The sequence below is a fragment of the Glutamicibacter sp. genome (assembly GCF_035257265.1).
Classification (GTDB): Bacteria; Actinomycetota; Actinomycetes; order Actinomycetales; family Micrococcaceae; genus Glutamicibacter.
Window position 1 is genome coordinate 154,104 of the sequence record NZ_DATEXC010000016.1, and the last position, 25,820, is coordinate 179,923.

Genomic DNA, 25,820 nt, shown 5'->3' on the forward strand with positions numbered 1-25,820 from the left:
TGTGTGTGGCGCGCACCCGGTGTCGGGCGGTGCCGGTCTGAGTAAAATTTTACGCGCTGTTGGGCGCAGGCTTTCGCCTTCGGTTTAAAGCTTAGGGCAGGAGGACTATTTGAGCGCCGAAGACAAGCCCGGCGCCAAAACCAATCTGCAAGGCAAATTTGCCCGAAAGCTCCGGATGCGCCCGGCGCATGCGGTCCATCGCCATCGGAATGGAGGCCGCAGAGGTGTTCCCGTTTTCTGCAATATCCCGGGCGACGAGCACCGTTTCGGGTAGTTTCAGCTGCTTGGCGAGCTCATCAATGATGCGCATATTCGCCTGGTGCGGGATGAATGCGGCCAAATCGCCAGCCTGCAGTCCGGCCTCGGCTAATGCCTGGCGGGCCATCTTCGCCATTTCCCAGACCGCCCAGCGGAACACTGTCTGGCCGTCCTGGCGCAGCGTCGGCCACGGGTTAGCCAGCTCTTCGAGCGGTTCGTCAACGGCCGATTCAAGCAGCTCATTGGCGCCGGGCAGCGAATCGCGCAAGTCAACTTGTGAGTGGGTCATGCTGATCGCGTTCCACTTGGAGCCGTCGGAACCCCACACCGACGGGGAAATCCCCGGAACCGGTGAAGCGCCGACGATGACCGCCCCGGCGCCATCGCCAAGCAGGAAGGAAATGGTGCGCTCGGAATTGTCGATGTAATCCGAGAGTTTCTCCACGCCCACCACCAGCACGTGCTGAGCTAGCCCGGAACGTACCAACGCGTCCGCCTGGGCGATCGCATAGCAGTACCCGGCGCACGCCGCGGAAATGTCATAGGCCGGAGCCGGAGTGGCGCCGAGCCGGTCAGCAAGAGCCGCGGCCGCCGACGGGGTGGCATGCGGGAAGGTCACCGTGGCCACGATGACCGTATCGAGCTGCGCGGCGCTGATTCCGGCGTCCTCAAGGGCCGCTTGCGCCGCGCTTTGAGCCATATCCAGCACCGAGGTGTTCGCATCGGCGCGGTGCCGGGTGATGATGCCGGTGCGCTGGCGGATCCACTCATCGGAGGAGTCGATCCACTGGCAGACATCGTCATTAGTCACCACCACATCGGGGACGAAGGACCCGGTGCCCAGAATCGCGCTATACGCGTTCGGGGTGGGGGTAAGTAGCTGCGCGGTCATGATGGTTCCTAGGCCCCGGTGTGCTCGGCGATGAATTCGCGGGCGGCATCCAACTCTGCCGGGCTCTTCAGCGCGAGGGTTTTGACGCCCTTCAGTCCGCGGCGGGCCAGACCCACCAGGGTGCCGGCCGGAGCAAGTTCGAGCACTCCGGTGACGCCTTGAGCACCCAGGGTTTCCATGCACAGGTCCCAACGCACCGGGCGGGAGACCTGAGCGACCAGCGAGGCGAGGTTCGCCTCTCCGTCGGTCACCGGCGCGCCGTCGAAGTTGGAGAGCAAGGTTAGCTGCGGGTTGTGCGGGGACAGGCTGGCGGAAAGCTCTTCAAGAACGCCTACGGCCGGCTGCATGTGGCTGGTGTGGAAGGCGCCTGCAACCTTCAACGGGATCACGCGGGCCTTCGCTGGCGGGTTGGCCACCAGAGCTTCAAGCTGTTCCAGGGTACCGGCCGCGACCGTCTGTCCGCCGCCGTTGGCGTTGGCTGGGGTCAAGCCGAGCTCGCTGAGCTTGGCCAGGACCTCATCGGGGTCTCCACCAAGTACCGCGGCCATGCCGGTGGGGGTGGTGGCTGCTGCCTGAGCCATGGCGTTGGCGCGTGTGCGCACAAAAGTCAGTGCGTCGGTTTCGCTCAGTGCGCCGGCTAAGGCGGAGGCGGTAATTTCGCCCACCGAGTGTCCGGCAAGGATCGCGCCGGCAGGTAAGGATTCGCCGAAGAGTGCACGGGCGGTGACCAGTCCGGCGGCGACGATCAAGGGCTGCGCGACGGCGGTGTCCTTGATGGTCTCCTCGTCGGAGGTGGTTCCGTGGGCGAGAAGATCGCGCCCGGTGATGTCGCCCAGCGCAGTTAAATGGTCGCGAACGCCATCAACTTCGAGCCAGTCGGTGAGAAAACCTGGGGTCTGGGAGCCCTGTCCGGGGCAAACGATTGCTAACACTCTTACAGCTTTCCAAATAGTTGTGGCTTCACGCGCGGTATTTCGGTACCAAGCTCGAGGTGGCTCTTTGTAGGAACTCTACAAAAGCTTAGCGTAAGGCCACGATAAAAACCCATGTAAAGCGCCTGTGTTGCGTTCCGGGGACTGTGTGTTCCCCATAAAATTACCTGGTTCAGCCCGCTTCGTTCAGCCGGCCGAGCACCAGTGCGCTATGCAGCACAAATGCGTCACGCGCCACCAAAGGATCCCAGCCGGTCACCTCGGAAACCCGCTTGAGCCGGTAGCGCACGGTATTGGCGTGCACAAAGAGCTCGCGCGCGGTGCCTTCCAGCGAATGGCCGAGTGCAAGATAACTGGACAGCGTCTGCAGCAGCCCGTTGCCGGCGTGCACCAGCGGCTGGTAAACGCGTTCAATCAGCGCGGTGCGGGCCAGCGGGTCCCCGTTAAAGACCCGCTCGGGCCACAGGTCATCGGCGTCGACCGGCACCGGCGCCTGCTCCCAGGCGCGCGCCGCGCCGTAGCCTGCCACCGCGGCGCTCGCGGCGGTATGCATCTGGCTGACCGTGGCCGCCAGCGGGGAATAGACGATCGGCCCGGGGCCGAAGAACCGGGCAAAACGGGTCAGGTCCGCTTCCTCAAATTTGGTGTCCGAAAGCATCAGGATCGCCCGGTCTCCAAGCACCCCCACCAGCGAGTCGCTGGCGTAGCGTTGCGCCACCCGGCGCAGCGCCGCGACGAAGGTCACCGAGCTGGAGGACGGGGTCGCGCCGACCATAATGCGGATGTTCTTCTGCGACTTCCAGCCGATCGCCGCGATCCGCGAGGACAGCGAGTCCTGGGATTCCCCGTGCAGCACCGCATCCACCACGTGCGCTTCTAAGCGTGAGTCCCAGGCGCCCCGGGTCTCGGCGGCTCGGGCGTAGACGTCGGCGGCGGCGAAGGCCACCTCGCGGGAGTAGCGCAGGACCGCCTCGCGCAGTTGCGCCTGTTCGTTTTCGGCGGCGATATCCGGCACCTGTGATTCGACAACCTCCACGATGGTGCGCAGCAGCGCCAGGGCCTTTTGCAGCGAGATGGAGCGGGTCAGCTCGCTCGGGGCGGCGCCGAAGACGTCGTTCATCACCCAGGCCGGAGTGGATTCGGGTTCCTCGTACCAGGTGACAAAGGTGGAGATGCCCTTTTGCGCCACGAGCCCCAAGGCCGCGCGTTCGGCGGGCTCCAAGGAGCGGTACCAGGGCAGGGACTGGTCCAGGTATTTCAGCGCCGTGGTGGACAGCACGCCCAGGTGGCTTTTGAGCCGGCGAATAGTTTCTGCGGTGGGCTTGGGCACTCGCACAGCGCGCGAGCGCACACCCGATGCGGGCTCGACCTGAGGACTCATGGTTTCAAGCATACGCAAAAAATGTGCCTACGCGCCGGTAGTTAAACGCCGGCGGGCGCCAAACCACCTGGGATCAGGTGGCTTGGCGCCCGCCAAACAAACGAGAACTAGCTGCGCGTCACTTACGCGTCGCCGCCCGCGTTGCCGGAAGTTCCGGCATTCGGGTTGTTCAGGTCGTACTTTGCGTGAGCCTTCACCGCGGTATCGGCTGGGATCTCGCCGCGTTCTGCCAGCGAGGCCAGGGTCTTCACTACCAGGGTGTGCGAGTCGATCTTGAAGAATCGACGCGCCGCAGCACGGGTGTCCGAGAAGCCGAATCCGTCCGCGCCCAAGGTGTGGAATTCACCTGGCACGTAAGGGCGGATCTGCTCCGGCACCGCACGCATGTAGTCGGAGGTCGCGATGACCGGACCGGTGGTGGACTGCAGCTTGGAGGTCACAAACGGAACCGGGCGGTCCTTGGATGGATCAACGAGCACCTTGTCGTCGGCGAGCTGACCCTCGCGGGCCAATTCGTTCCAGGAGGTGACCGACCAGACATCGGCGGACACACCCCACTCCTCGGCCAGGATCTGCTGGGCCTCGATAGCCCACGCCAGCGCCACGCCGGAGGCGAGCAGCTGGGCGCGCGGCCCATCGGTGGTCGCTTCCTTCAGCAGGTAGATACCCTTGACGATGCCTTCAACGTCAACGTTTTCAGGCTCGGCAGGCTGGCTGATCGGCTCGTTGTACACGGTGATGTAGTACATCACGTTTGGATCCGGGTGCGTGCCGCCGTACATGCGGTCAAGGCCCGAGCGCATGATGTGCCCGATCTCGTAACCGTAGGCCGGGTCGTAGGCGACCACTGCCGGGTTGGTCGCCGCCAGCAACGGCGAGTGGCCGTCCGCGTGCTGCAGACCTTCGCCGGTCAGCGTGGTGCGTCCTGCGGTGGCGCCAATGATGAAGCCACGGGTCATCTGGTCCGCGGCGGCCCAGAACTGGTCACCGGTGCGCTGGAAACCGAACATCGAGTAGAACACGTAGATCGGGATCAGCGGTTCATCGTGCGTGGAGTAGCTGGTGCCGGCGGCGGTGAAGGCCGCTACGGCGCCGGCCTCGTTGATGCCCGGGTGGATCAGCTGGCCGGCAGGGGACTCCTTGTAAGCCAGCACCAGATCACGGTCTACCGACAGGTAATTCTGTCCGGCAGGGTTGTAGATCTTGGCGGTTGGGAAGAAGGAGTCCATACCGAAGGTGCGCGACTCATCGGGCACGATCGGCACGATGCGGTGGCCGAAGTCCTTGTCGCGCATCAGGTCCTTGAGCAGACGCACAAAGGCCATGGTGGTCGCTGCCTGCTGCTTGCCCGAACCGCGCTTGGCGAAGGCGTAGGCCTTGTCGCCTGGCAGGTGGATCTTGGAGCTGGTTTCCTTGCGGCGCGTTGGCACCGCTCCGCCCAGTTCGCTGCGGCGTTCCATCATGTACTTGTACTCCGCCGAGTCATTGCCCGGGCGGTAGTACGGCGGCAGGTATGGATCGGCTTCGAGCTGCTCGTCGCTGATCGGGATGCGCAGGTGATCGCGGAAGCCCTTGAGGTCCTCCAGGGTCAGCTTCTTCATCTGGTGGGTCGCGTTACGCGCCTCAAAGTGCGTGCCCAGGCCGTAGCCCTTGACCGTCTTGGCCAGGATGACCGTCGGCTTGCCCTTGAACTCGGTCGCTGCCTTATAGGCCGCGTAGACCTTGTGGTAGTCGTGGCCGCCGCGCTTCAGGTTCCAGATTTCGTCGTCGGTCATATCCGCGACGAGTTCCTTGGTTTCCGGACGCTGGCCGAAGAAGTGCTCGCGGACGAACGCGCCGGACTCGGCCTTGTAGGTCTGGTAGTCGCCATCCGGGGTCTGGTTCATGACGTCGACCAGGGCGCCGTTTGGATCTTCTTCGAGCAGGGCATCCCACTCGCGGCCCCAAACCACCTTGATGACGTTCCAGCCCGCTCCGCGGAAGAATGCCTCAAGTTCCTGCATGATCTTGCCGTTACCGCGCACCGGTCCGTCCAGGCGCTGCAGGTTGCAGTTGATCACGAAGGTCAGGTTGTCCAGCTTTTCGTTGGCAGCAAGCTGCAAGAAGCCGCGCGACTCTGGCTCGTCCATTTCGCCGTCGCCCAGGTAGGCCCAGACGTGCTGGTCACTGGTGTCCTTGATGCCGCGGTTGTGGATGTAGCGGTTCAGCTGTGCCTGGTAGATGGCGTTTGCCGGGCCGATACCCATGGACACGGTCGGGAACTGCCAGAAGTCCGGCATCGAACGTGGGTGCGGGTAGGAAGGCAGTGCGTGGCCTTCCTGGGACTTCTCCTGGCGGAAGCCGTCCATATCTTCTTCGCTCAAGCGTCCTTCGAGGAAGGCGCGGGCGTACATGCCTGGGGATGCGTGGCCCTGGAAGAAGACCTGATCGCCGCCGCCCGGGTGGTCCTTGCCGCGGAAGAAGTGGTTGAAGCCCACCTCGTACAAGGTGGCTGCGCCTGCGTAGGTGGAGATGTGTCCGCCGACGCCGACGCCTGGGCGCTGGCCGCGGTGCACCATGATGGCTGCGTTCCAGCGCATGTACGCGCGGAAACGGCGTTCTACGGACTCATCGCCCGGGAATTCTGGTTCCTGATCCACCGGAATCGTGTTCACGTAGTCGGTGGTGGTCACCATCGGGACGCCAACGGACTTGGCGCCGGCACGCTGCAGCAGCGAGCGGATGATGAACTGAGCACGTTCGGTGCCCTGGGATTCGACCAGTGAGTCGAATGAGTCCAGCCATTCCTGAGTTTCCTCAGGATCCCGATCTGAAAGCTGGTAAGTCAAACCACTACGGATCTGGGAGATGTGTTCCTCTACAGCCACGGAAGCTCCTTGATTGAATTGCGGCTCCGGCACGTTGGTCTGAGTTTCGGACCGTGTGACGGGTTGGGACTACGAGAGCTGTGCGCTTGAGTGACGTGTGCATCTCGTTTCAACCCATACTCTAGTTCTTATAGAGATGTGAAAAGTACAGTTTTTAGACTCAAAAAGCCCTTAAATCTGACTTATAGAGTGACATATGCAACTCGGTACAGGAGCTAGGTGCATAATGCTCATGTAAGGATGACGTGAGTCACGTGTTCTCGCGATAGAATTACCGGCGTGTTACGTCCTTAGCGCTTGAATGGGAAGACAAAAGAGTGTTTTGTTGTTAGTAACGCTTTGTAACAGCAGGAGGAATGAAGTGAGCGACGCCGTATCGGCAAACCTGGAACCCGCTAAGAACTTGGGTTTCAAAGATGAAGACCTTATTCAGGAACTGGGCTATGACGAAGACGTGGACTTCGGTCTTCGTGATGCTATCGAGGACCTGATCGGTTCAGATTTGCTCACCGAAGAAGACCACGACGTAGTCGACGCAGTCATTTTCTGGTGGCGCGACGGCGACGGTGACTTAGTCGACGCTCTGATGGATTCATTGGAATGCCTTGATGAAGGTGGCATTGTCTGGCTGCTTACCCCTAAACAGGGTCGTAGCGGACACGTGTCCCCAACCCAGATTCAACAGGATGCTCCCACCGCGGGGCTTCATGTCACTACAACTGAGGGTGTCTCAGAGGATTGGTCCGCCATCCGTCTAGCACCACGCAAGAAGAACTAATGATCGAAACAGGTTCACGCCTGTTCGATTTCTCGCTGGAAAACCAGTACGGCGAAACGATCACCAGCACCCAGCTCGCTTCGGGCAGGGTGCTGGTGGTTTTTTACCCCTGGGCATTTTCCCGCGTCTGCGGATCTGAACTGGCGCAAATTCAAGAACACCACCAGGAATTTCTCGACGCGGCCGTCCGGGTGGTGGCGATCTCCGTGGACCATAAGTTCACGCTGCGCAGCTACGCCGAGCAGCTTGGCATCGAGTTCGAACTCCTCGCCGACTTCTGGCCGCATGGTGCGGTCGCCAGGGCGGCTGGCGCATTTGATGAGGCTAAGGGAGTGGCTGCACGCCACTCGCTGTATCTGATCGACGGGGTGGTGCGCCACATTTTTAGTAGTCCAATGACCGAGCCGCGCAGCCTGAGAGCGTACCAAGAGGTCATAACAAGCTTGAAGTGACGCAGCTCTCCTGGTGCATTCGGTTCTCGATTTGCGTGCAGAGGAAATAACCGGTAAATTTATCTCTCGTTGGCTTGGAGAAATGCAAGACAGTATAAAGGTTTGGGCCTTTAGCTCAGCTGGTAGAGCGTCACGTTTACACCGTGAATGTCATCGGTTCGATCCCGGTAGGGCCCACCAAGCAAAACCCGCTTCACCCCATCTTTTCGATGAGGAGAAGCGGGTTTTTTGTTGTGCGCTGAGCGACGCTAAGCCAAAAGGTATTCACCCTCTCAGTGGTGCGCCTCGCAGGTCTAGCTCAGACGCCCAAAAACCGGGGGAGCGTCACAAGGTTCAGTGGAATAGGTTCCCCTTCGGCTTCGTTGTTCTTAAAGAGCGTCAGTATTTTTCTGCAGGGTAGATTCTGCAAAACTGCAAACCTAAGGAAACGATTTGCCTGTCCCGTTGAGCATTCTTGATCTTGTCTCTATCTCTGAAGGCTCCACCGCGCGCGAGGGGATTGCCGCGTCGATGAAAGCCGCCCAGCTGGCGGATGAGCTCGGCTACCATCGGCTATGGTTTGCCGAACACCACAACACGGCAAACTTAGCCTCCAGCGCCACGGCGTTGCTCATTTCACAGGCCGCCTCGGTCACCGAGCGGATCCGGGTGGGTTCAGGTGGGGTGATGCTGCCGAACCACGCTCCGCTGATGGTCGCCGAGCAGTACGGCACCTTAGCTAACATGCATGGTGATCGGATTGACTTGGGCCTTGGCCGCGCGCCAGGAACAGACGGTATGACCGCGCAGGCGCTGAATCGTTCATCAGCCGAGCCGCAAGAATTTGCGCGAAGCATTTATGACTTGCAGGGCTGGTTCGGGCAAAGCGGCACGGCGCACAGCATGCCGATTGTCTCGGCCGTCTCAGCAGGTATGAACGTGCCGATTTGGGTGCTTGGCTCTACGGTTAATGGTGCCTCTATTGCCGGTCAGTTGGGGCTGCCGTTTTCGATTGCCTCACACTTCGCCCCGGAGCAGATCGATCACGCGCTGAAGGTTTACCGCGACGCATTCAACCCCGAAGCGGTGACGGCGCAGATCGATAAGCCCTACGTGATGGCAGGCATCAACGTGATGGTGGCGGACAGCGACGAGGAAGCTGCACGGGAATTCACGGTGATCGAGCAGATGTTCCAAGATGTGCTGCGCGGAAAATCGCGCAAGCTGCAGCCTCCGGTAGACCCAGAAGTGCTGGCCGGCCAGGGCTACACGGGTAACCCGATGCTGAAGATCAAGGCCGTCGGTGGTGCGTCGAAGGTCAAGGCCGAGCTGGATGCATTTGTGCAGCGAACCGGTGCGGATGAACTGATTACGACGACCTACGCCTTCGATTCCTCCGTGCGCGAGCACTCGCTGAAACTTTTAGCGCAGCTTTGGTTCTAAAACTTTCACGCAATAGTGCATCCGCCGCGGGCAAAGATCGAATCGCTCCGCGGGAGATGCACGTCACTGCATTCTGATTTGCGCCGATGCGCTTTCACCAGTAAAGTTATTCCCTGTTGGCAAGAAGTTATTACTTCGGCTAACGATGGTAAGGGCCTTTAGCTCAGCTGGTAGAGCGTCACGTTTACACCGTGAATGTCATCGGTTCGATCCCGGTAGGGCCCACCAAGCAAAACCCGCTTCACCTCATCTTTTTGATGAGGGGAAGCGGGTTTTTTGTTGTGTCCAAGATGCACTGGCCGAGTACTGGCGATAAGCTCCCGCGCGGGCGTTCGACGCACTTGTGGCATGGGTGAGCGCAGTAAGGATATGCGCGCTGCAGGAAGCGTGACCGCTTTATTGTGTCGGCCCGGTCTTGCACTCAGGGACTTGATGGCGTTCTTTGGAGTCGGCGACATCGCCGGGTTGCAGCGTCAAGGATAGCCCCTGCGGACCTTTCGGGAGTACACCGCCCATCAGGTTCGACCGGAAGCGATTCGAACTTGGCTGAGAATGATCGACCTGGAAATCGGAGCCAGCGATCCGCTCTAGACGGCCTATTATGTGGAGGAACTGCGAAATCTGATCCCGGAACTTCGAGAACTCTCACGCATTCCTGGCGCATCATTTCAAAAAACACTAATTCAGAGGCTGGCAAAGGTTGGTGTCCGCCTGCTGTGTGTCCCAGAAATTCCCGAAACCCGCGCCCATGGGTGCACTCAGTGGTATCACGGTGCGCCGGTGATCACGCTCTCCCTGCGTGGTGAGGACGACGGAAAGTTATAGTTTACGTTCTTCCATGAACTTGGCCATGTGCTCTTGCATCCCAATCACGGTCTGATGCTCCAGGCCGAGGAGGGGGTGCTTAGTCCCCCCTGAAATTGACGCGAACGAATTCGCAGCGCCGACTCTGATTCCATCCGATTTTCAAGGCCGCTTGAAGGATCTTCGCTATGGCCACGGTGTTGTAGCTTTTGCGCAGAATGCGGGCATCGTCGTTGGGCAGCTGCACTATCTAGGGCTCTGGCCACACAACCGCGGGCACAGGCTTTTAAAGGCTTTAACTTCCCCGCAGGCTAACTTCCAGATTTACTGCGCCTGGATCTAAATGCCTTCTAAGTTGCTTCGCCTCGATTGCATGGGAAACTGAAGTTATGACTGCTCCCGAAGAAAACGTATGGATCGCCGCCACTCGAGCGAATCCCGAACACTCGCAGAACTTTGCCCAGCGCTGGAGGACCTTCGCGCAGGAAGGGCGCGATATTTTTGGCGAGGCGCGAACCATCGATGCAATGGCAGAGCGCAGCAGTCGAATCCTTGACGCCGGATGCGGTACCGGTCGAATCGGCGGCTGGCTGGCGCAGCGCGGGCATCAGGTCGTAGGCATCGACCTGGATGAGCACCTGATCGATGTGGCCCGCGAGGATTACCCGCAGGCGCGTTGGGAGGTTGGCAATCTAGCTGACTTCACGCTCACCGATGACTCTTCGGCCGCACTTGAGTTCGACGTGATCGTCTCGGCCGGAAATGTACTCACCTTTTTATCCCAATCCGAGCGGCTGCCTGCCTTAGTGAAACTGCGCGAGCATTTGGCAGCCGAGGGACGCCTGGTGGTGGGCTTCGGTGCGGGACGCGACTACGAATTCGAAGACTTTGAAGCCGATGCAGCAGCTGCCGGCCTCGAACTGCAGCAGCGCTTCTCCACCTGGCAGTTCCACCTTCCGGCTGATGACTTCCTGGTGGCGGTACTCGGCCGCGCCGGCTAAGCGCGGACGAGGCTCACGCCTTGGTGCGCAGCCGCCACAGTGAGGTGACTTCCCGCGAGCGTGCTGCATGAAGGATGTCAGAATCATCGGTGGCGCGCCCATGGGTTGGCTGGGTGTCAATCCTGTCGACCACTTCTAGACCCGCGTCGTCGATGGCATCAAGGAGCAGTTGGCGGCTGCGCAGGCCCAATAGCTCGGCCAGGTCAGAAATGATCAGCCAGCCTTCGCCGTCCTGCGTCAGATGCTCGGGCAATCCGCGCAGAAACTGCAAAAGCATCTTGCTTCCCGGATCGTACACTGCAGCATCGAGTGTGGTCGGCGCGCTTCCGGGCAACCAGGGCGGATTGCAGATCACCAGAGGCGCGCGGCCTGCAGGGAACATGCTGGTCAGTTCGGCGCGGGCGGAATCCTCGATGGCCAGGCGCGCGAAGTTGTCGTTTGCGCAATCCACCGCGCGCTGATGGATGTCGGTGCCGATCACGGACTTCACTCCGCGGGATACCAAAATCGCCGCGAGGACTCCGGTGCCGGTGCCGATGTCAAAGGCCAGCTCGGCGCAGTTCAGCGGCGCCTTGGCAACCAGATCAACATACTCATGCCGGGTGGGCAAGAATGTGCCGTAGCCGGGGTGGATCTTCTGGCCTAGTGCCGGCACGTCGACGCCGTTGATGTACCACTGGTAGGCGCTGAGCACGCCGGTGAGTTCCTGGAGGCTGACCACTGCGCTGGGTGTAGTGGACGCGACCTGTTGCGGATAACCAAATGCCACTGCAGGGCCAACGCGCGGTGCCCGGGGCAGTTCCAGCGCGGCCTCGCCGTCGGCGGTGTCACAATTCAGTGGAACTAAGATCAGCGACATCATCCGCGAGCGTTGAGCTCGCCCCTGGCGGATGGCATAGAACTTTTCCGCGTCGGATTGAGGTTTGCGCGAAGACTTGCCGCTGGCCGCCTTAGATAACCGGCGATCGATGGCCGAGAGCATCTGCTTGGCATTGTGGAAGTCGCCCAACCAGAGCATGGCGGTGCCGCGCGCCGCGTTGCGCATGGCGGCATCTGCGGTGAGCCGGTCATCCACGACCACCACATTTTTAGGTGCTCGGCGCGCATTGGCCGACCACCAGGTCGCGGAAGTGCGAGTTCCCTGGTGTTCCCAGCTCAGGGTTTGGCCGGCAATGATGGGGGAGTGCTCGATGGCGGTGTACCTCGTTGAGTCGTGGCGCTCACCCAATGATTGACCGCGCGCGAGCGATGGTGCTGCGAAGTCCGGTAAAGACAATGATACGGAGTTTTCCGCCAGCGCTGGTGCAGTACCAGCGCTCTAGCGCGTATAACCTTCGAGTGCTATCTTTAACTTTGTAACGCAAAGTACTTTTCATCACGAATAACTTTGTGGCTCTACCGAGTCGCCCGATGAAGGAGAGAGCAGGCAATGAGCAACGAGAACACATCAGAAACAGATCCGGCGCGGATCTTGGATGGCATCGAGGCGGATGCGCGTCAAACACGTCAGGCCATGAGTCCGAACCAGCTGCTGCTCTTTTCGCTCTGGGGCGGCGCCTGGGTCATCGCGTTCATCGCGGTCTTCTTCACCTTTGCTCCGCTTGCCTCTCCGTTGCTGCCAAGATTTCTCGGCGTCGGCATCGGGATACTCGCTTTTGTGCTGGCCATCGTGATTTCCGCGGTGCACTCGGCCAAACGTGGCTCCGGAACGAACGGGCCATCGATGGTGGAAGGTGCCATCTACGGTAATTCCTTCACGCTGGGAATCATTTTCGCCGGTTTGCTCGGCTGGCGGCTGCACGCAGCGGGCCTGGATTCCATGGGACTGCTGACCTTCGCGCTAGGTGCACTGTGTTTAGTGGTGGGCGTGCTGGTGATCTCCGGGTCGCTGATCTTCAATGATCGAACACAGCTGATTTTTGGGGTCTGGATCATGGCCATTGGACTGCTTTCACTGGCGGTGCCGGCGCCCTATAACTTGCTAGCCGGTGCGGTGGGAGGACTGGGGTTGATAGTTCTCGGGTTGCTGCACGGACTGAAGCCAGCATTGGTCGCAGGTGAGGTGGTTGAACGTGGGCATGCGCGAGCTTGATCCGGTCATACATGCACAGGCTCGCCTGCGCACCGTCACGGTACTCGACACACTTCGGGTTGGCGACCGAATTTCATTTCCCAAACTCCAGGGGCTGCTCGCGATGACCTCGGGAAATCTGGCCACACATCTGCGCAAACTTGAAGACAGCCAGTATGTGGCCGTGGAGAAAATTTTGGAGGGACGCAACCCGGTGACCTATGTGTGCCTGACGGCCGTGGGGCGGGCGGCGTTTGAAAACTACAAATCCGCGCTGCGCGAACTGCTTGACCCGGCACGCTCAAAGGCGAAATCTTAGCGCACCTTAGCAGGATTGCAAGACCTGGAATACGAGGTCAGGAAAACGTAAGCTGGTGTCCAGCTAGCTCCAAAAATTGGCAGGTAGCGTCGGTTAGGTAAGTTGTTCGATCAAGCGACAGGAGATCATCTAATGGGTTTGGGCGATAAGTTCAAGAACAAGGCTCAGGAAGCAAGCGGCAAGGTCAAGGAGACCGTCGGCGATGCGACCAACAATGAGAGCCTGCAGGCCGAAGGCGTCAAGGATCAGGCAGCAGCCAAGGCCAAGCAGGCCGGCGAAGCAGTCAAGGACGCAGCTAAAGACGTTCGCGACGATCTGAACAAGTAAAAGTTTTCCATCCAAAGGCACCTACCAGATTCGGTGGGTGCCTTTGGTGTGTGCGGACGTGGGTGCTTAGCGGGACGAAGCCACGTGGTGCAACGCCCGGATCACCGGCAGTGAACTGTCTTCCTCCGCTTCCAGCTGCTTCGCAAGATGTGCAGCGCGCACCGCGTATATGTCGGTGGACAGCGTCTGATCGATGGCGGCGAGCAGTCGCTCGACGCTCAGCTCTTTGTATTTGATCGGCTCAACGCCTGCGCCGAGGGCATGCACGCGAGCGGCCCAGAACGGTTGATCGGTGAAGATCGGCACGCCAATCGTTGGTACTCCGGCGCGTAGTCCGGCCGCGGTGGTGCCTGCCCCGGCGTGATGAATCACGGCGGCCATCTGCGGAAATAGCCACCGGTGGTCGGTGTTCCCGATGCCCAGGATATTCGGCTCGTTAATTCCGGGGGCGCCTTGGAGGATGAATCGCCGGCCGCTTCGGGCAGCTACCTCGTGCATGAAGTCTGCATCCAGCGCCTCGGTGCTGCCAAACCCAAGGTAAACCGGTGGCGGACCAGCGGCGAGAAAGTCGAGAAGCTCGGTGGGAGCAGTCCAATCGTTACTGTCCTGCGGCCACCAGTAGCCGCAGGTGCTCATGCCCGCGCGCCAGTCCTTTGGCCGCGGAACTATCAACGGGCTGAAGCCGTGCAGGATCGGGGCGTCTTTGCGCCTGCGCTGCCGTTCCGAGGCGGACCTGCTTCGTGGCGGCAAGCCAAGCTCCGCACGAAGACGGGCCACTGGCGGATCATAAGGGGCTTTGCTGGCACTAATGAGTGACCCAAGGAGCTTGTTGCCCACTGCTCCAAAATTGCGCGTGGTGCCTAAAACCATGGGCGCGTAGGCGCTGCTTGGTTCGGATGGCTGAAGATGAGCTCCGATGGCTGGAATCTGGAGGGCCTCGGCGATGTCGTAGGCAAAGGGTGCCACCGAATTGGCCATGATCACCTCGGCCCCGTGCGCGGCGGCTTGCAGCGTCCCGGTGGCAGCGGACTGGAAATAGCTCCGTAATTGACGCATATACCAGCGCAATTCTTTGGCGCCGGCTTTCTGCCCCGGTGCTGCGGGGTTCACCAGTTCAGTCATTGAACCGGGCAGTTCGTGGAAGTCGGCGCCAGCGCTGGTGACAAGTGGCGCGTATTCCGCGTTGGCCGCGATCGACACCTCAAAGCCTTGGGTGCCCAGCTTGGCGGCGAGTCCCGCCATGGGCGCGACGTCGCCACGAGTTCCAGGGGTGACCATGAGTACACGCATTTTCTCTCCAGCCTAATAATAGCGATCACTGTTCGCAATTAAGTATATAGTCTAATGGTGGCAGTAGAACACCACCGAAGACGGCAGGAGAAATCTAGGGTGCCGAAGCAACAAAAGCACGAAGCCGGTACAAATTCAGACCGCAGTGCCAGGGGTCCCAAACCTGCGCACTCGCGCGAAAAGATTGCCCGGGTGGCCGTTGAGCTGGCGGACGAACGCGGTCTGGGCGCGGTGTCCATCAGAGCCGTCGCCCAGCAAATCGGCGCGGGGGCCGCCTCCCTGTACCGATATGTTGATTCTTCGGACCAGTTACTTGATTTGATGGTCGATAGGGTCAGCGGCGAATACGTCTTCGACGAGTTGACCGGCAGCCCGGAAGAACAGCTGCTCACCCTCGCCGCCCAGGGACGAGCGATGATGCACGCCCACCGCTGGCTGGCGCCGCTGGTGCAGAGCGCACGCGTACCGGGACCTCATACTCTGCGCTATTTAGAGTCCGCGCTGAACGCACTGGCGGGCACCGCATTATCTGGAACGCAAAAACTTCAAACGATCGCCATGCTCACCGCGATCACCTCGGCCTTCGTGATCAACGAACTGAGCCAGCAAGATGCGCAGCCGCGCGGTGTCACCGAAGTTCAGCAGGCGCTGGCCAGCGGGCAGTACCCTTTGCTTACCGCCGCTTTCCTCCAGGGAGCTGCCACGCTGGATCAAGACGAAGTGTTTGGCTCACTGATCGGGAATTACCTGCGCGGCGCAGGAGTCTTCGAAGCGTAATCTTGGCGCTGTATTGTCTTGCTGAGAAATCTTCTTTACGGTGGTGACTTGGTGTGAAACGATGAATCCAACACTAGCTTTACCGACGATACGGGAGTTCATCATGGCTGTACCAGCCGAAACGACGATGGCCGAGATCAACGAACTGATCAGCCTCGATACCACCAGCCGCGACAGTAACCTGCCGCTGATTGAGCTGGTGGTGGCCAAGCTGGATGCAGCGGGAATCAGCTCGAAGCTGATCCACAACGATGACGGCTCCAAGGCGAACCTGCTGGCCACCATCCCGGCCAGTGACGGCACGCGCACCGGCGGCATCGTGCTCTCCGGGCACACCGACGTGGTCCCGGTAGATGGACAGAACTGGTCCAGCGAGCCATTCAGCACGCAGATCCGCGACGGCAAACTTTACGGACGCGGCAGCTGCGATATGAAGGGTTTTATCGGGGTAATCCTGGCCAAACTGCCGGAAATCACCGCAGCGAAACTCACCGAACCAATCCACCTGGCCCTGTCCTATGACGAAGAAGTCGGATGCGTGGGAGCGGTAAGCCTGGTGGAGGAAATCGCCAACCAGCGGCTGGCTCCACGCGGCGCGGTTATCGGCGAGCCCAGCAGTATGCGTGCGATTCGCGGGCACAAGTCCATGAACGTTTTCCAGGTGACCTTCAACGGCGTTGCCGCCCACTCCTCACTGCCACGCGAGGGGCTGAATGCGATCTCCTACGCGCTGCGCTTTGCCAACTACGTGGAAGAAATTTCGGCCCAGCTGCGCACCGACGGACCGAGCGATGACGCGTTTATCGAGCCAACCACCACCATGAACGTCAACCGCTTTGACGGCGGAATCGCGGTGAACACCATCCCTTCCAAGGCCGTGGTGCACTTTGAATTCCGTTCGCTGGCAGTAGTGGACCGGGCCGCGCTGATTGCGCAGTTCCGTGACTATGCCGCGCAGCTTGACGCAGAAATGAAGCAGCTGAACTCTGCCGGCTCCGTGCACTTCGAACAGATTGCAGGCGCCCCGGGGCTGGACACCGACCGCGGAGAAGAAATCGTCGCGTTGGCCGCCGCCTGCGGTGCGATCGCCACAGATGAAAAGGTCACCTATGGCACCGAAGCAGGACTGTTCGCCGCCGCCGGAATCCCGTCGGTAGTGTGCGGACCTGGCGACATTGCTCAGGCGCACGCACCGGATGAATTCATCGAACTATCGCAGATTGTTGATTGCGAGAACTTCATCCTGCGCCTGGTGCAGGAGCTCTCGGCATGAGCACCGCCACGCCGCAGGCGACCCCGCAGCAACTAGCGATTGCCCGCAAGGCGGTGATCTCTTCCTCCATCGGCGCTGCCCTGGAATGGTTCGACATCATCGTCTACGCCACCTTCGCTACGACTATCGCAAAACTGTTCTACCCCGAATCCAATGGATCCTTCGCGCTGATCCTGACCTTTGCGACCTTCGCAATTTCCTACCTGATCCGACCACTGGGCGGAATGATCTTGGGCAGTTACGCAGATCGTCAGGGACGCAAGAAGGCGCTGACTCTGACTTTGATGCTGATGATGCTCGGCACGCTCATCATGGCCGTCGCGCCAACCTACGCGATGGTTGGCGTCTGGGGTGCGCTGATCATCTTGCTCTCGCGTCTCATTCAAGGATTCTCCGCCGGCGGCGAGTTTGGCACGGCCACCGCGTTCCTGATCGAAAGCGCCCCGCATAAGAAGGCGTTTTACGCCTCGTGGCAGGTGGCCGCGCAGGGTGTGTCGATGCTGCTGGCCTCCGGCTTCGGTTATGTGCTGACCACGCAGCTGTCCCAAGAAGCGTTGGAAAGTTGGGGCTGGCGTGTGCCGTTCTTTGTCGGTCTGCTGATCGGGCCGGTGGGACTCTACATTCGTGCGCGGCTCGAAGAGACCGAAGAGTTCATTACCACCAAGAAGAGCAAGTCGCCACTGGGTGAACTGTTTAGCCAGCACTACGGACGGCTATTGGCCGGTTCCGCGGCCGTCGGTGTGGCAACAATTTCTGTTTACATGATCTTGTACATGCCGACCTTTGCGGTGAAAAACCTCGATATTCCGGCCGATGCCGCCTTCCTTGGCGGAGTAGTAGCCGGTGTGATCACGTTGGTGACCGTCCCGATGATCGGCCATCTGGCGGACCGGGTGGGCCCTGCCAAGGTGATGACCTGGGCGGCGGTCGGTGCCTTGGTCCTGGCGTGGCCGCTGTTCAAGCTGATGACCAGCAATCCGAGTATCCCGGTGATGGTATTGGTGATCGCATTACTTGGTGTGATCATGTCCTTCTACTTCGGACCACTGCCGGCACTGATTTCCGCGCTCTTCCCAGCGGCTATTCGTGGGTCGGGGATCTCGGTCACTTATAACGTGGGCGTGACGCTGCTTGGCGGTATCGCACCACTGGTATTGACCTGGTTGCTGAGCATTACCGGTTCGTTGGAAACTCCGAGCCTGTACTACATGGCTATCGCGGTCATCTCCTTGGTCGGCCTGGCGTTTATTCGCCTGCGCTACAAGCTGCGCTAAAAACCGCAACAACGACAGTGGCTTCGATCCGAGAGATCGAAGCCACTGTCTTTTATACCGTCTACCGGACTACCAGCAACACTGCGATCCAGTGGCAGCCGAAGGCCAGAACCGTGCAGACGTGGAAAAGTTCGTGGAATCCGAAAACCGCCGGGACCGGATTGGGACGTTTGGCTGCGTAGAACACCGCGCCGATCGAGTAGAACAGCCCGCCGCCTAAGACCAGCAGCAGGACCGCGGGGCTGGCTGCCCAGTAGGAGGGGAGGTCCATCGCCGCGCCCCAGCCAAGCAGGATGTACAGGACCACGGAGAACCAGCGTGGAGCCGCTGGCCAGAAGGTTTTGACGAGGATCCCGAGTATTGCTCCGGCCCAGATGATCGACAAGGTTAGGGTCGCCTGGGAACGGTCAAGGATTTGCACCGCAATGGGCGTGTAGGTGCCGGCGATCAGCAAGAAGATATTTGCGTGATCAGCACGGCGGAACCACGCGGTGGTCTGCGGTGACCAGTTTCCACGGTGATACATCGCCGAGGTGGCGAAGAGCGTAATGGAGGTCAATGCGAATACCGCGGCGGACCACTCGGCGGCCTGCCCCTGCGCCAAGACCACAATCAGGAGCCCCAGGATAATCACCAACGGGCTGACCCAGGCATGAATCATTCCACGCCACAGCGTACGTTCGGTTCCCGGAGTTGGCTGCCACCGGGAGCGAGATTTTATCGTCTTGGTGGCGTCGGAGGCGGTGTTTGTCATGTGCTTCCTTAGAGCTGGCCAAAATGTCTACTGGCTCAAATCTTACTGGAGCCAGTGAAACACCATGGTGAACTTTCATCCTGCACTCAGGTGGCCTGAATGTCGTTAGTTACGGGGCCTCAGGCTGCATGCCGCGAGGTTTCAGATTTTGGGGGAGAGTCGGGGTAAGCTCCTATTTGGTTGAAGATCGCATGATAATTCGGTGCTTCACCATCATCATTCATTCGCATCACTTGGGGAGTATTATGCTGCGCCGTGTTTTGGCTATGTTCGCGATTGGTGCATTGGCACTCACCGGCTGTGCAAATGCTGCTGAAAGGGAGCAGTCAACTGCCCAGTTCAGCCAAAGCTATGTCCTGCTTGAGCAATCCTTCATGGCTGATTTGGCTTCAACGGGCACTAAGGCGGTCAAGCCGGGCGCCAAACTCACCGGACCGAAAGCAATGACCGTGCTCAACTCGTTGCCGGTTAAAGGCAAGGCTCCGGCGACCGGATATAACCGAAATAAGAAGTTCGGTAACGGGTGGAAAGACTTTGACAAGGATAAGTGCGACGAACGTCAAGATGCGTTGTCACGCGATATGTCCAAGGTGAAGTTCAAAGACCGCAAGAAGTGCACCGTGCGCTCCGGAACCTTGCAGGATAGCTACACCGGTAAGCGCATTAACTGGAAAGTGAATTCTGGCTCGGTTGATATCGACCACGTGGTTGCGCTGAAAAACGCTTGGATCTCTGGCGGTCAGAAACTCTCTCAGGCACAACGTCAGGCCTTAGCTAACGACCCGCTGAATTTGATGGCCTCCTCGGCTTCTGCGAATCGACAGAAGGGTGCTAAAAACACCGCCGAGTGGCTGCCGAAGAATAAGGCTTTCCGCTGCCAGTACGTGGCTACTCAGGTGAGCGTCAAGAAGAAGTACGCGCTTTCGGTGACCGGCGCCGAGAAGAACGCCATGAAAAAGGTGCTCAACACCTGCAAAAACCAGAAAGCCGCCAAGGTGAAGGCGATCAAACCTGGCGGAAGCAAGGACAGTTCTAAGCCGAAAACTCCGAAGAAAGTCCAGAACCATTACGTTAAGGGCACCGTGCATCCGGGAGCATTCTGCAAGAGCGCAGACAAGTCCAAAAAGGGTAAATCCAAAGCTGGTAAGACCTACACCTGCAAGAGTTCCAAGACCGACAGTCGTTTGCGCTGGCGAGTATAGCTAACAAAGAGAATGGTCCGCAGCCCGGCGCATGCCGGACTGCGGACCATTCTCTTTGTTGTTATCGAGGCTAAATGCTTACCTCAATGATCAACTAAGCTCTCTTTTTGGTGATGAAGCCCCAGATGACCAAAACGATCAATGAGCCACCGATGGCAAGCAACCAGCTAGACAGCGAGAAGAACTTGTCGACATCGGCGTTGAAGACGGCTTGGCCGATCCAACCTCCAACGAGGGCACCTACGACGCCGAGGACCAATGTTGCGATCCAGCCGCCGCCTTGCTTACCTGGCAAAATTGCTTTCGCGATAGCGCCAGCAATCAAGCCCAGAACGATCCATCCAATAAATCCCATGGTTCTCTCCAATGGTCTAGCTATCAGAAGTGGTCGGGTTTGACCTACTTGATGGTGACAATACTCGACATTGAGTAGTAGTTCCACGAGTACCGATGATTTTTAATGAAATTTTCAGGAAAGATTCAACCTGAACGTGAAGGTTGCATCAGAAAAACAGGTATTCCATTGCTGACAAGGGATAAGAAAATTTCGGCAAATCGTCCGTTTTGGATTCCTTGACAGTGTCGCGTGTCGGTTCTAGGCTGTTTAAATCTGCTTTTATGAACAACGGGTTCAATAAAAGCTGATATTAGGTTCGCGCACGACGGAGTGGATAAATGACGACTAACCAAACGCCCATCATTGTTATGGGAGTTTCAGGTTCCGGTAAATCAACCATCGGTGCCCTGCTTGCCGAGAAATTGGAGCAGGAATTCATTGATGGCGATGCCCTGCACCCAGAAGAAAACCGCATCAAAATGGCGGCGGGGATCGCCTTGGATGACGCGGACCGCACGCCATGGCTGAACAACATTGGCGAAAAACTTTCGGTCAGCAACCAGACTGGAGCACCGGTCATCATTGCATGCTCGGCACTCAAGCGCTCTTACCGGGATTTGATTCGTAGTCACGAACCAGACACGCTCTTTGTACACCTCACCGGTGGCAAGCAGTTGATTGGCGAACGCATGGCGGCACGCAAACACGAATTCATGCCGACTTCATTGCTCACCAGCCAGTTGGCGACGCTGGAAGAACCAAGCAGCGACGAACATGTTCTGCTCGCAGAGATTGCACACACTCCCGAGCAGATCGTCAGTGATCTTCTCGAAGCTTTAAAACAGTAGCGAATTACTTACTTCCATTGATCAAGGACGACAATGACAACTGAGCTCGAAATGAACTGGACGCTGGGCACCCCAGCGTTACTAGGTGTGGCGGTGGCAGCCATTGCGCTGCTCTTGCTGCTGATTATCCGCTTCCGCGTGCATGCCTTTGTCGCGTTGGTGCTCACCAGCTTGCTCACCGCGGTCGCTGCGGGTATTCCTGCAGGCTCGATTATCACCACGATGACCTCCGGCTTTGGCAGCACACTAGCCAGTGTGGCGCTACTTGTCGGTCTGGGCGCGATGCTGGGACGGATGCTGGAAACCAGTGGCGGCGCGGAAGTGCTGACAAATTGGTTGATCGAGAAATTCGGTGAACATCGTGCGCCGCTGGCACTGTCTGTAGCCTCGCTGCTCTTCGGTTTCCCGATCTTCTTCGACGCCGGCCTGGTAGTCATGATGCCGATCATCTTCACCGTTGCCCGCCGGCTGGGCGGCTCGTTGCTGTTCTACGGTATTCCGGCCGCGACCGCATTCTCCGCGATGCACATCTTTGTCCCACCACACCCAGGCCCGGTGGCCGCTGCCGGACTGCTGAACGCCAACGTCGGTCTGGTGCTGGTCTTTGGCCTCATTGTTGCGATCCCAACCTGGTACTTCGCCGGTCACCTTTTCGGCAAGTTTGTGGGCAAGAAATTCGACATTCCTGTTCCTGACATTTTGAGTGCCGCGCTGGGTGACGGCCAGGACAAGAACCACTTCAAATCTTCCCCATCGGTACGCACGGTATTCAGCCTGTTACTGCTGCCGCTGGTATTGATCTTCCTGAACACCGGGTTGAACATGCTCGGTTCGGCCGGGATCGTTGACCCGAAGACCGCATGGGTTCAGTGGTTGCGTCTGCTCGGTGAAACTCCGGTGGCGCTGATCATCACAGTCCTGCTGGGTATGTACCTGCTGGGCTTCCGTAAGGGCAAGGAAAAGACGCTGATCGAAACCATCGTCGATTCGGCGTTGGGCCCGGTCTGCTCGATCATTTTGATCACCGGCGCCGGTGGCATGTTCGGTGGAGTGCTGCGAGCAAGTGGAATTGGCGACGCGATTGCCTCCTCGCTGGAAGCCGTCGGTCTGCCGCTGATCGTTGCTGGCTTCTTGATCGCGGCAATTGTCCGCGTGGCCCAGGGCTCGGCAACTGTTGCACTGACCACTGCTGCGGCGATTATTCAGCCTGCGGTGCTGGCCGATTCTTCGCTCAGTTCCTTCGAAGTAGTCACGATGGTGCTTGCCTTGGCTGCAGGTTCGGTCTTCGCCAGCCACGTCAACGACTCGGGCTTCTGGCTGATTTCACGGTTCTTCCAGATGGACGTACCCACCACGTTGCGGGTATGGACCGTTGGCCAGGCATTAGTTTCGGTGGTCGGTTTCGCTTGCGTGATGGTGCTCTACGCCATCGCCAAGATGATTTCCTAGGTATCACTGTAAAAACCCCACAACGCGCGGCGTTGTGGGGTTTTTTTTGCACCTATTTTCGAAGCTTTGAATATAAGGCACACACCGCAGCCTGGACGCCGGTGCTCAGTGTTGGTTCGATGACCGGAGCGAAAAACGGTGAGTGATTTGCCGGTGGTGTGCCGGCGGCGAGGGTCTGGGATGTATTGCCACCGAAGAACCAGAACACGCTGGGCACCCCAATTGCCGAGGCCAACGCGCCGAAATCTTCACTGCCCATGACCGGGTGGCCCGGATGAACTTGCTCGGCACCGAATTCTTCGCGGAAGTTCTCGGTCAGCGCCGCGGTCTCGACCGGGTCATTATGCAACGGCGGGAAATGCGACAGGTCCTCGAACAGCGGTTCTGGGGCCCCGGACGCGGCGGCCTCCATGTTGATGATCCGCCGGATCGCGGTGAGCACCGTCTCGCGGACCTCAGGCTCAAAGGTTCGCACGTTGAGAGTGAAGACTGCCCGATCCGGGATCACGTTTTCCTTCAACCCGCTGTGGAAGGAACCAATAGTGACTACCGCCGCGGATTGCGGCGCGACCTGCCGGGAAACGATAGTCTGCAGCCGCATCACCATGGCCGCGCCAACCACGATCGGATCGATCGAATGTTCTGGCATCGAGCCGTGTGAACCTTGACCGTATACGGTGACGCGGTAGGAATCGGCGGTGGTCATCGCCGCACCTTCCATGATGGTCACGGTTCCGGCCAGTCCATTCATCACATGCTGGCCGTAGATAACCTCCGGCGTGGGGGCTTGGTCCCACAGCCCGTCCTCGACCATGGCCTTGGCCCCGGCACCGACTTCCTCCCCGGGCTGCAAGATGAAGACGATCGTTCCTGCCCAGTCATCGGTTCCGTGGGCATAAAGCTGCGCGGTTTGTAACGCGGTGGCCATATGGGTGTCATGACCGCAGGCGTGCATCACCGGAACTTCGGTGCCATCTTCAAGATGGCCGGTGTCTTTGCTGGCGTAATCCAATCCGGTGTCCTCTAGTACCGGCAAACCATCGGTATCGGCGCGAAATCCGATCACTGGGCCATCCCCGTTGCGCAGGATGCCGACCACTCCGGTGCCGCCGCAACGAAATACCTCAAGGCCCAAGGCCTCCAGCCGCCGTGCGAGGTAATCCGCAGTTTGCCTTTCCTGCATGGAAAGCTCGGGATGCGCGTGTAAATACTTGTAGGTTTTCTGCAGATCGGCGGACATCGCCTCGGTCATGGTCAACGATTGCGGGATCTTGCTCATTGTCTGTGTACCTTCCGGCGCGGCTGGATTGGGATTTAGTAGACGGGACCCTCTGGTGGGGTTTCTTCCGCGGCTCGTTCGGCCACTTCTGTCTTTTGGCGGTCGCGCAGCACCCACGCCAGCACGGCTGTGGAGATCACTGCAATCGCGGTGGAGAACAGAGCCATTTTCGGTGAAAGCGGCGAAAGCACGAAGACCACGATGAGTGAAACCACCAATGCGATGACCGCCGCGCGAGGCGACTTCTGCGAAACTATTGCCTGAATGAGCACGGCGCCCATCACCGTGGGCAGGATGTATAGCTGCACGGTCTGGACGATATCGGCAGGGATCACACTGACCAACCAGGTACCCAGGAGACCGACAAAGATGAACAATGAGGTCAAGTGCACGGCCGCGGCACCACAGATGGCCGCCACGGAGGCGAGCTCACCCTTACGCGTGCCGGGCTTCACCCCGATGGTTGACTGGGCGATCATTGCTGCGGGTAGAAGCTTGTTTGAAATGTTGCCAATCATGAACGCCTGATACATGGAGGAGGCACCCAGGATGGGGTAGTAGGTCAGCGGTTCGACAATCCAGATCACCCCGAATACCGCAGCGAGCGCGGCGAAGGCAGCGAAGATCCCGGATAATTCAATGTCCAGTCCGGAAAAGAAGACTAGGTAGGCTGGTGCTGCGAGCGAGAAGAACAGGCCAATAATCATGGTGATTCGGCCCCAGCGCGAGGTGGTCTTGTCGAAGACTCCGAGCGCCTCGTGGATTTGAGTTGACTCTGGCATGGCGTACTCCTTAAATCCGTAGGTGACCTAGACTCGGGTGGCCAGGTGGGTAATGACTAGCGACAAGATGATGGCGATACCGAGGGCCCATTCTTTGATCCAAGGCCGGTCCACACGTTTGGCGATAATCATGAGTACCGTCATGATCACCGCCGAGGATCCGAAGGCGACCACATGGATCCATGACTTGGGCAGCTCACCAAGTCCGAGCACCATAAAGGCTCCAACCATTGCCGCGCCGGGAACGACCAACATGATGGCCGGGTTGACCTTGCGCAGTGCTGAGTCACCGCGCTTGAGCAGGGGAGTGAGAATCAGTGTGGCAATCATCCACATGGCGCCGCCCAGACTCATCGCGGCCAGGGCCAGGCCGAAAACCGCCTGGGTGTAGGTGGGGCCGCCGAGTTCGGCTCCGGCAGAATTCGCGGCAATCGCGGCGGCGGCAGTTTCGTAGGAGACCGAGCCGATCAGGCCGATGCGAACAAGCACCGCGGGGGTGCCAAAGACCGTCAGCAAAGCGATGGCGACCAAGACCACTGCCAGTGAGGGGCCCAAAGCCGAAATTGCTCCGGCACGGAAGCTGGTTTTAATCTCCTGATGAGTCATGCCAATATGCGGGGCGGCAACCTGCGCGGCCTTCATATAGATCACGCTCTGAATGACGATGACCAGGAATACTCCGATGGCGCAGGCCCAGAGGAATGGGGAATTGGCTACGGCGAGAATGTCGGTGGAATTATTGTCCACCGCTGCTGCGAGATACATGAAATCTCTACCCTTCGGCACGTGGTTTTGGATCTCAGGCATATGACATGCAAAACCAGTTCAAGTGCCCGCGTGCACAACACATGGCACCTTGCGTTGGGGAGTTATAGACCCGGCTAGCGCGCCCCTGGGTTTCCATACGTAAGCGGTTCGGAAGTCACCGAGGAAGGTCCGGGAAATACCAGTTACGAGTGTTCGGAAGACTATTCAGTTGTTTGCGGTGTTTTCTCGCGTGCCACCCACCATACGTGAGGTCGGGCGGAACGAAAATAGTTTTTAGGCGCGA

Annotated in this window: 24 protein-coding genes and 2 tRNA genes; 15 read left to right on the top strand and 11 right to left on the bottom strand. The window is 59.2% G+C overall.

The genetic code is table 11. From position 1 onward, the window contains the following. Positions 1 to 91: 91 nt before the first annotated feature. The 4 genes from VJ369_RS02410 to aceE form a co-directional block, all read right to left on the bottom strand. Complete coding sequence (locus VJ369_RS02410) at positions 92 to 1,150, bottom strand: beta-ketoacyl-ACP synthase III (RefSeq protein WP_324090551.1); 1,059 nt, start codon at positions 1,148 to 1,150, stop codon at positions 92 to 94. An 8-nt stretch (positions 1,151 to 1,158) separates the two neighbouring features. Continuing rightward, positions 1,159 to 2,082, bottom strand: a complete 924-nt coding sequence (locus tag VJ369_RS02415; RefSeq protein ID WP_324090552.1) for an ACP S-malonyltransferase — start codon at positions 2,080 to 2,082, stop codon at positions 1,159 to 1,161. 172 nt (positions 2,083 to 2,254) lie between these two features. Continuing rightward, positions 2,255 to 3,475, bottom strand: coding sequence for a helix-turn-helix domain-containing protein (locus tag VJ369_RS02420; RefSeq protein WP_324090553.1), 1,221 nt, complete (start codon positions 3,473 to 3,475; stop codon positions 2,255 to 2,257). 110 nt (positions 3,476 to 3,585) lie between these two features. Then, on the bottom strand, positions 3,586 to 6,330 hold the full coding sequence (aceE, locus tag VJ369_RS02425; protein ID WP_324090554.1) for a pyruvate dehydrogenase (acetyl-transferring), homodimeric type: 2,745 nt from the start codon (positions 6,328 to 6,330) through the stop codon (positions 3,586 to 3,588). A gap of 361 nt (positions 6,331 to 6,691) precedes the next feature. On the opposite strand from aceE, the gene VJ369_RS02430 reads away from it, so the two are divergent. The 6 genes from VJ369_RS02430 (at position 6,692) to VJ369_RS02455 (ending at position 10,787) form a co-directional block, all read left to right on the top strand. After that, entirely contained in the window at positions 6,692 to 7,108 is a 417-nt protein-coding gene (locus tag VJ369_RS02430) for a DUF3052 domain-containing protein (RefSeq protein ID WP_324090555.1), read from the top strand. Further along, positions 7,108 to 7,560: a redoxin domain-containing protein gene (locus VJ369_RS02435; RefSeq protein WP_324090556.1), complete on the top strand. Its 453-nt coding sequence runs from the start codon at positions 7,108 to 7,110 to the stop codon at positions 7,558 to 7,560. The genes VJ369_RS02430 and VJ369_RS02435 overlap by 1 nt, the downstream gene beginning before the upstream one ends. Positions 7,561 to 7,664: 104 nt before the next feature. Next, positions 7,665 to 7,740, top strand: a tRNA-Val gene (locus VJ369_RS02440). Positions 7,741 to 7,992: 252 nt separating this feature from the next. Continuing rightward, positions 7,993 to 8,982, top strand: coding sequence for an LLM class flavin-dependent oxidoreductase (locus VJ369_RS02445; RefSeq protein ID WP_324090557.1), 990 nt, complete (start codon positions 7,993 to 7,995; stop codon positions 8,980 to 8,982). A 152-nt stretch (positions 8,983 to 9,134) separates the two neighbouring features. Beyond that, a tRNA-Val gene (locus tag VJ369_RS02450) sits at positions 9,135 to 9,210 on the top strand. A 965-nt stretch (positions 9,211 to 10,175) separates the two neighbouring features. Then, positions 10,176 to 10,787: a class I SAM-dependent methyltransferase gene (locus VJ369_RS02455; protein WP_324090558.1), complete on the top strand. Its 612-nt coding sequence runs from the start codon at positions 10,176 to 10,178 to the stop codon at positions 10,785 to 10,787. 13 nt (positions 10,788 to 10,800) lie between these two features. On the opposite strand, the gene VJ369_RS02460 is transcribed toward VJ369_RS02455, so the two are convergent. Beyond that, on the bottom strand, positions 10,801 to 12,063 hold the full coding sequence (locus tag VJ369_RS02460) for a methyltransferase (protein ID WP_324090559.1): 1,263 nt from the start codon (positions 12,061 to 12,063) through the stop codon (positions 10,801 to 10,803). 153 nt (positions 12,064 to 12,216) lie between these two features. On the opposite strand from VJ369_RS02460, the gene VJ369_RS02465 reads away from it, so the two are divergent. The 3 genes from VJ369_RS02465 to VJ369_RS02475 all read left to right on the top strand — a co-directional run bounded on the left by VJ369_RS02465 (position 12,217) and on the right by VJ369_RS02475 (position 13,504). Beyond that, positions 12,217 to 12,879: a hypothetical protein gene (locus VJ369_RS02465; protein WP_324090560.1), complete on the top strand. Its 663-nt coding sequence runs from the start codon at positions 12,217 to 12,219 to the stop codon at positions 12,877 to 12,879. Further along, a complete protein-coding gene (locus VJ369_RS02470; protein ID WP_324090561.1) occupies positions 12,866 to 13,177 on the top strand; it encodes a transcriptional regulator in 312 nt (103 codons plus the stop codon). The genes VJ369_RS02465 and VJ369_RS02470 overlap by 14 nt, the downstream gene beginning before the upstream one ends. A 132-nt stretch (positions 13,178 to 13,309) precedes the next feature. Beyond that, on the top strand, positions 13,310 to 13,504 hold the full coding sequence (locus tag VJ369_RS02475; RefSeq protein WP_096255046.1) for a CsbD family protein: 195 nt from the start codon (positions 13,310 to 13,312) through the stop codon (positions 13,502 to 13,504). Positions 13,505 to 13,570: 66 nt separating this feature from the next. On the opposite strand, the gene VJ369_RS02480 is transcribed toward VJ369_RS02475, so the two are convergent. Then, a complete protein-coding gene (locus tag VJ369_RS02480) occupies positions 13,571 to 14,794 on the bottom strand; it encodes a glycosyltransferase (RefSeq protein WP_324090562.1) in 1,224 nt (407 codons plus the stop codon). A 99-nt stretch (positions 14,795 to 14,893) separates the two neighbouring features. Between VJ369_RS02480 and VJ369_RS02485 the strand changes: the two genes are divergently transcribed. From VJ369_RS02485 to VJ369_RS02495, 3 genes are all read left to right on the top strand, one after another. Next, positions 14,894 to 15,571 (top strand): TetR/AcrR family transcriptional regulator, encoded by a 678-nt coding sequence (locus tag VJ369_RS02485; protein WP_324090563.1) that lies wholly within the window; start codon positions 14,894 to 14,896, stop codon positions 15,569 to 15,571. Positions 15,572 to 15,674: 103 nt separating this feature from the next. Then, the gene (gene argE, locus VJ369_RS02490) at positions 15,675 to 16,844 is read left to right on the top strand and encodes an acetylornithine deacetylase (protein WP_324090564.1); all 1,170 of its coding nucleotides are present in this window, start codon (positions 15,675 to 15,677) and stop codon (positions 16,842 to 16,844) included. Next, on the top strand, positions 16,841 to 18,118 hold the full coding sequence (locus VJ369_RS02495; RefSeq protein ID WP_324090565.1) for an MFS transporter: 1,278 nt from the start codon (positions 16,841 to 16,843) through the stop codon (positions 18,116 to 18,118). The genes argE and VJ369_RS02495 overlap by 4 nt, the downstream gene beginning before the upstream one ends. 61 nt (positions 18,119 to 18,179) lie before the next feature. Here VJ369_RS02495 and trhA read toward each other — a convergent pair whose 3' ends face one another. After that, complete coding sequence (trhA, locus tag VJ369_RS02500) at positions 18,180 to 18,872, bottom strand: PAQR family membrane homeostasis protein TrhA (protein WP_324090566.1); 693 nt, start codon at positions 18,870 to 18,872, stop codon at positions 18,180 to 18,182. A gap of 245 nt (positions 18,873 to 19,117) precedes the next feature. On the opposite strand from trhA, the gene VJ369_RS02505 reads away from it, so the two are divergent. After that, positions 19,118 to 20,074, top strand: coding sequence for an HNH endonuclease family protein (locus VJ369_RS02505; protein WP_324090567.1), 957 nt, complete (start codon positions 19,118 to 19,120; stop codon positions 20,072 to 20,074). A 94-nt stretch (positions 20,075 to 20,168) separates the two neighbouring features. On the opposite strand, the gene VJ369_RS02510 is transcribed toward VJ369_RS02505, so the two are convergent. After that, the gene (locus VJ369_RS02510; RefSeq protein WP_324090568.1) at positions 20,169 to 20,429 is read right to left on the bottom strand and encodes a GlsB/YeaQ/YmgE family stress response membrane protein; all 261 of its coding nucleotides are present in this window, start codon (positions 20,427 to 20,429) and stop codon (positions 20,169 to 20,171) included. A gap of 320 nt (positions 20,430 to 20,749) precedes the next feature. On the opposite strand from VJ369_RS02510, the gene VJ369_RS02515 reads away from it, so the two are divergent. Next, entirely contained in the window at positions 20,750 to 21,259 is a 510-nt protein-coding gene (locus VJ369_RS02515; protein WP_324090569.1) for a gluconokinase, read from the top strand. Between the two features lie 33 nt (positions 21,260 to 21,292). Next, a complete protein-coding gene (locus tag VJ369_RS02520; RefSeq protein ID WP_324090570.1) occupies positions 21,293 to 22,708 on the top strand; it encodes a GntP family permease in 1,416 nt (471 codons plus the stop codon). Positions 22,709 to 22,760: 52 nt separating this feature from the next. Here VJ369_RS02520 and VJ369_RS02525 read toward each other — a convergent pair whose 3' ends face one another. From VJ369_RS02525 to VJ369_RS02535, 3 genes are read right to left on the bottom strand one after another with little or no spacing between them, the layout of a single operon-like run. Then, positions 22,761 to 23,987, bottom strand: a complete 1,227-nt coding sequence (locus VJ369_RS02525) for an amidohydrolase (protein ID WP_324090571.1) — start codon at positions 23,985 to 23,987, stop codon at positions 22,761 to 22,763. A gap of 35 nt (positions 23,988 to 24,022) precedes the next feature. Beyond that, on the bottom strand, positions 24,023 to 24,769 hold the full coding sequence (locus VJ369_RS02530; protein WP_324090572.1) for a hypothetical protein: 747 nt from the start codon (positions 24,767 to 24,769) through the stop codon (positions 24,023 to 24,025). 27 nt (positions 24,770 to 24,796) lie between these two features. Continuing rightward, positions 24,797 to 25,534: a DUF5058 family protein gene (locus VJ369_RS02535; RefSeq protein WP_324090573.1), complete on the bottom strand. Its 738-nt coding sequence runs from the start codon at positions 25,532 to 25,534 to the stop codon at positions 24,797 to 24,799. Between the last annotated feature and the right edge of the window lie 286 nt (positions 25,535 to 25,820).

Excerpts from the sequence above, each read along its gene's own strand:
- VJ369_RS02410 (WP_324090551.1), bottom strand. The coding sequence starts at position 1,150 with ATGACCGCGCAGCTACTTACCCCCACCCCGAACGCGTATAGCGCGATT.
- VJ369_RS02420 (WP_324090553.1), bottom strand. The coding sequence starts at position 3,475 with ATGCTTGAAACCATGAGTCCTCAGGTCGAGCCCGCATCGGGTGTGCGC.
- VJ369_RS02435 (WP_324090556.1), top strand. The coding sequence starts at position 7,108 with ATGATCGAAACAGGTTCACGCCTGTTCGATTTCTCGCTGGAAAACCAG.
- VJ369_RS02455 (WP_324090558.1), top strand. The coding sequence starts at position 10,176 with ATGACTGCTCCCGAAGAAAACGTATGGATCGCCGCCACTCGAGCGAAT.
- VJ369_RS02465 (WP_324090560.1), top strand. The coding sequence starts at position 12,217 with ATGAGCAACGAGAACACATCAGAAACAGATCCGGCGCGGATCTTGGAT.
- VJ369_RS02470 (WP_324090561.1), top strand. The coding sequence starts at position 12,866 with ATGCGCGAGCTTGATCCGGTCATACATGCACAGGCTCGCCTGCGCACC.
- VJ369_RS02475 (WP_096255046.1), top strand. The coding sequence starts at position 13,310 with ATGGGTTTGGGCGATAAGTTCAAGAACAAGGCTCAGGAAGCAAGCGGC.
- VJ369_RS02480 (WP_324090562.1), bottom strand. The coding sequence starts at position 14,794 with ATGCGTGTACTCATGGTCACCCCTGGAACTCGTGGCGACGTCGCGCCC.
- argE (WP_324090564.1), top strand. The coding sequence starts at position 15,675 with ATGGCTGTACCAGCCGAAACGACGATGGCCGAGATCAACGAACTGATC.
- VJ369_RS02495 (WP_324090565.1), top strand. The coding sequence starts at position 16,841 with ATGAGCACCGCCACGCCGCAGGCGACCCCGCAGCAACTAGCGATTGCC.
- trhA (WP_324090566.1), bottom strand. The coding sequence starts at position 18,872 with ATGACAAACACCGCCTCCGACGCCACCAAGACGATAAAATCTCGCTCC.
- VJ369_RS02505 (WP_324090567.1), top strand. The coding sequence starts at position 19,118 with ATGCTGCGCCGTGTTTTGGCTATGTTCGCGATTGGTGCATTGGCACTC.
- VJ369_RS02510 (WP_324090568.1), bottom strand. The coding sequence starts at position 20,429 with ATGGGATTTATTGGATGGATCGTTCTGGGCTTGATTGCTGGCGCTATC.
- VJ369_RS02515 (WP_324090569.1), top strand. The coding sequence starts at position 20,750 with ATGACGACTAACCAAACGCCCATCATTGTTATGGGAGTTTCAGGTTCC.
- VJ369_RS02520 (WP_324090570.1), top strand. The coding sequence starts at position 21,293 with ATGACAACTGAGCTCGAAATGAACTGGACGCTGGGCACCCCAGCGTTA.
- VJ369_RS02525 (WP_324090571.1), bottom strand. The coding sequence starts at position 23,987 with ATGAGCAAGATCCCGCAATCGTTGACCATGACCGAGGCGATGTCCGCC.
- VJ369_RS02530 (WP_324090572.1), bottom strand. The coding sequence starts at position 24,769 with ATGCCAGAGTCAACTCAAATCCACGAGGCGCTCGGAGTCTTCGACAAG.
- VJ369_RS02535 (WP_324090573.1), bottom strand. The coding sequence starts at position 25,534 with ATGTATCTCGCAGCAGCGGTGGACAATAATTCCACCGACATTCTCGCC.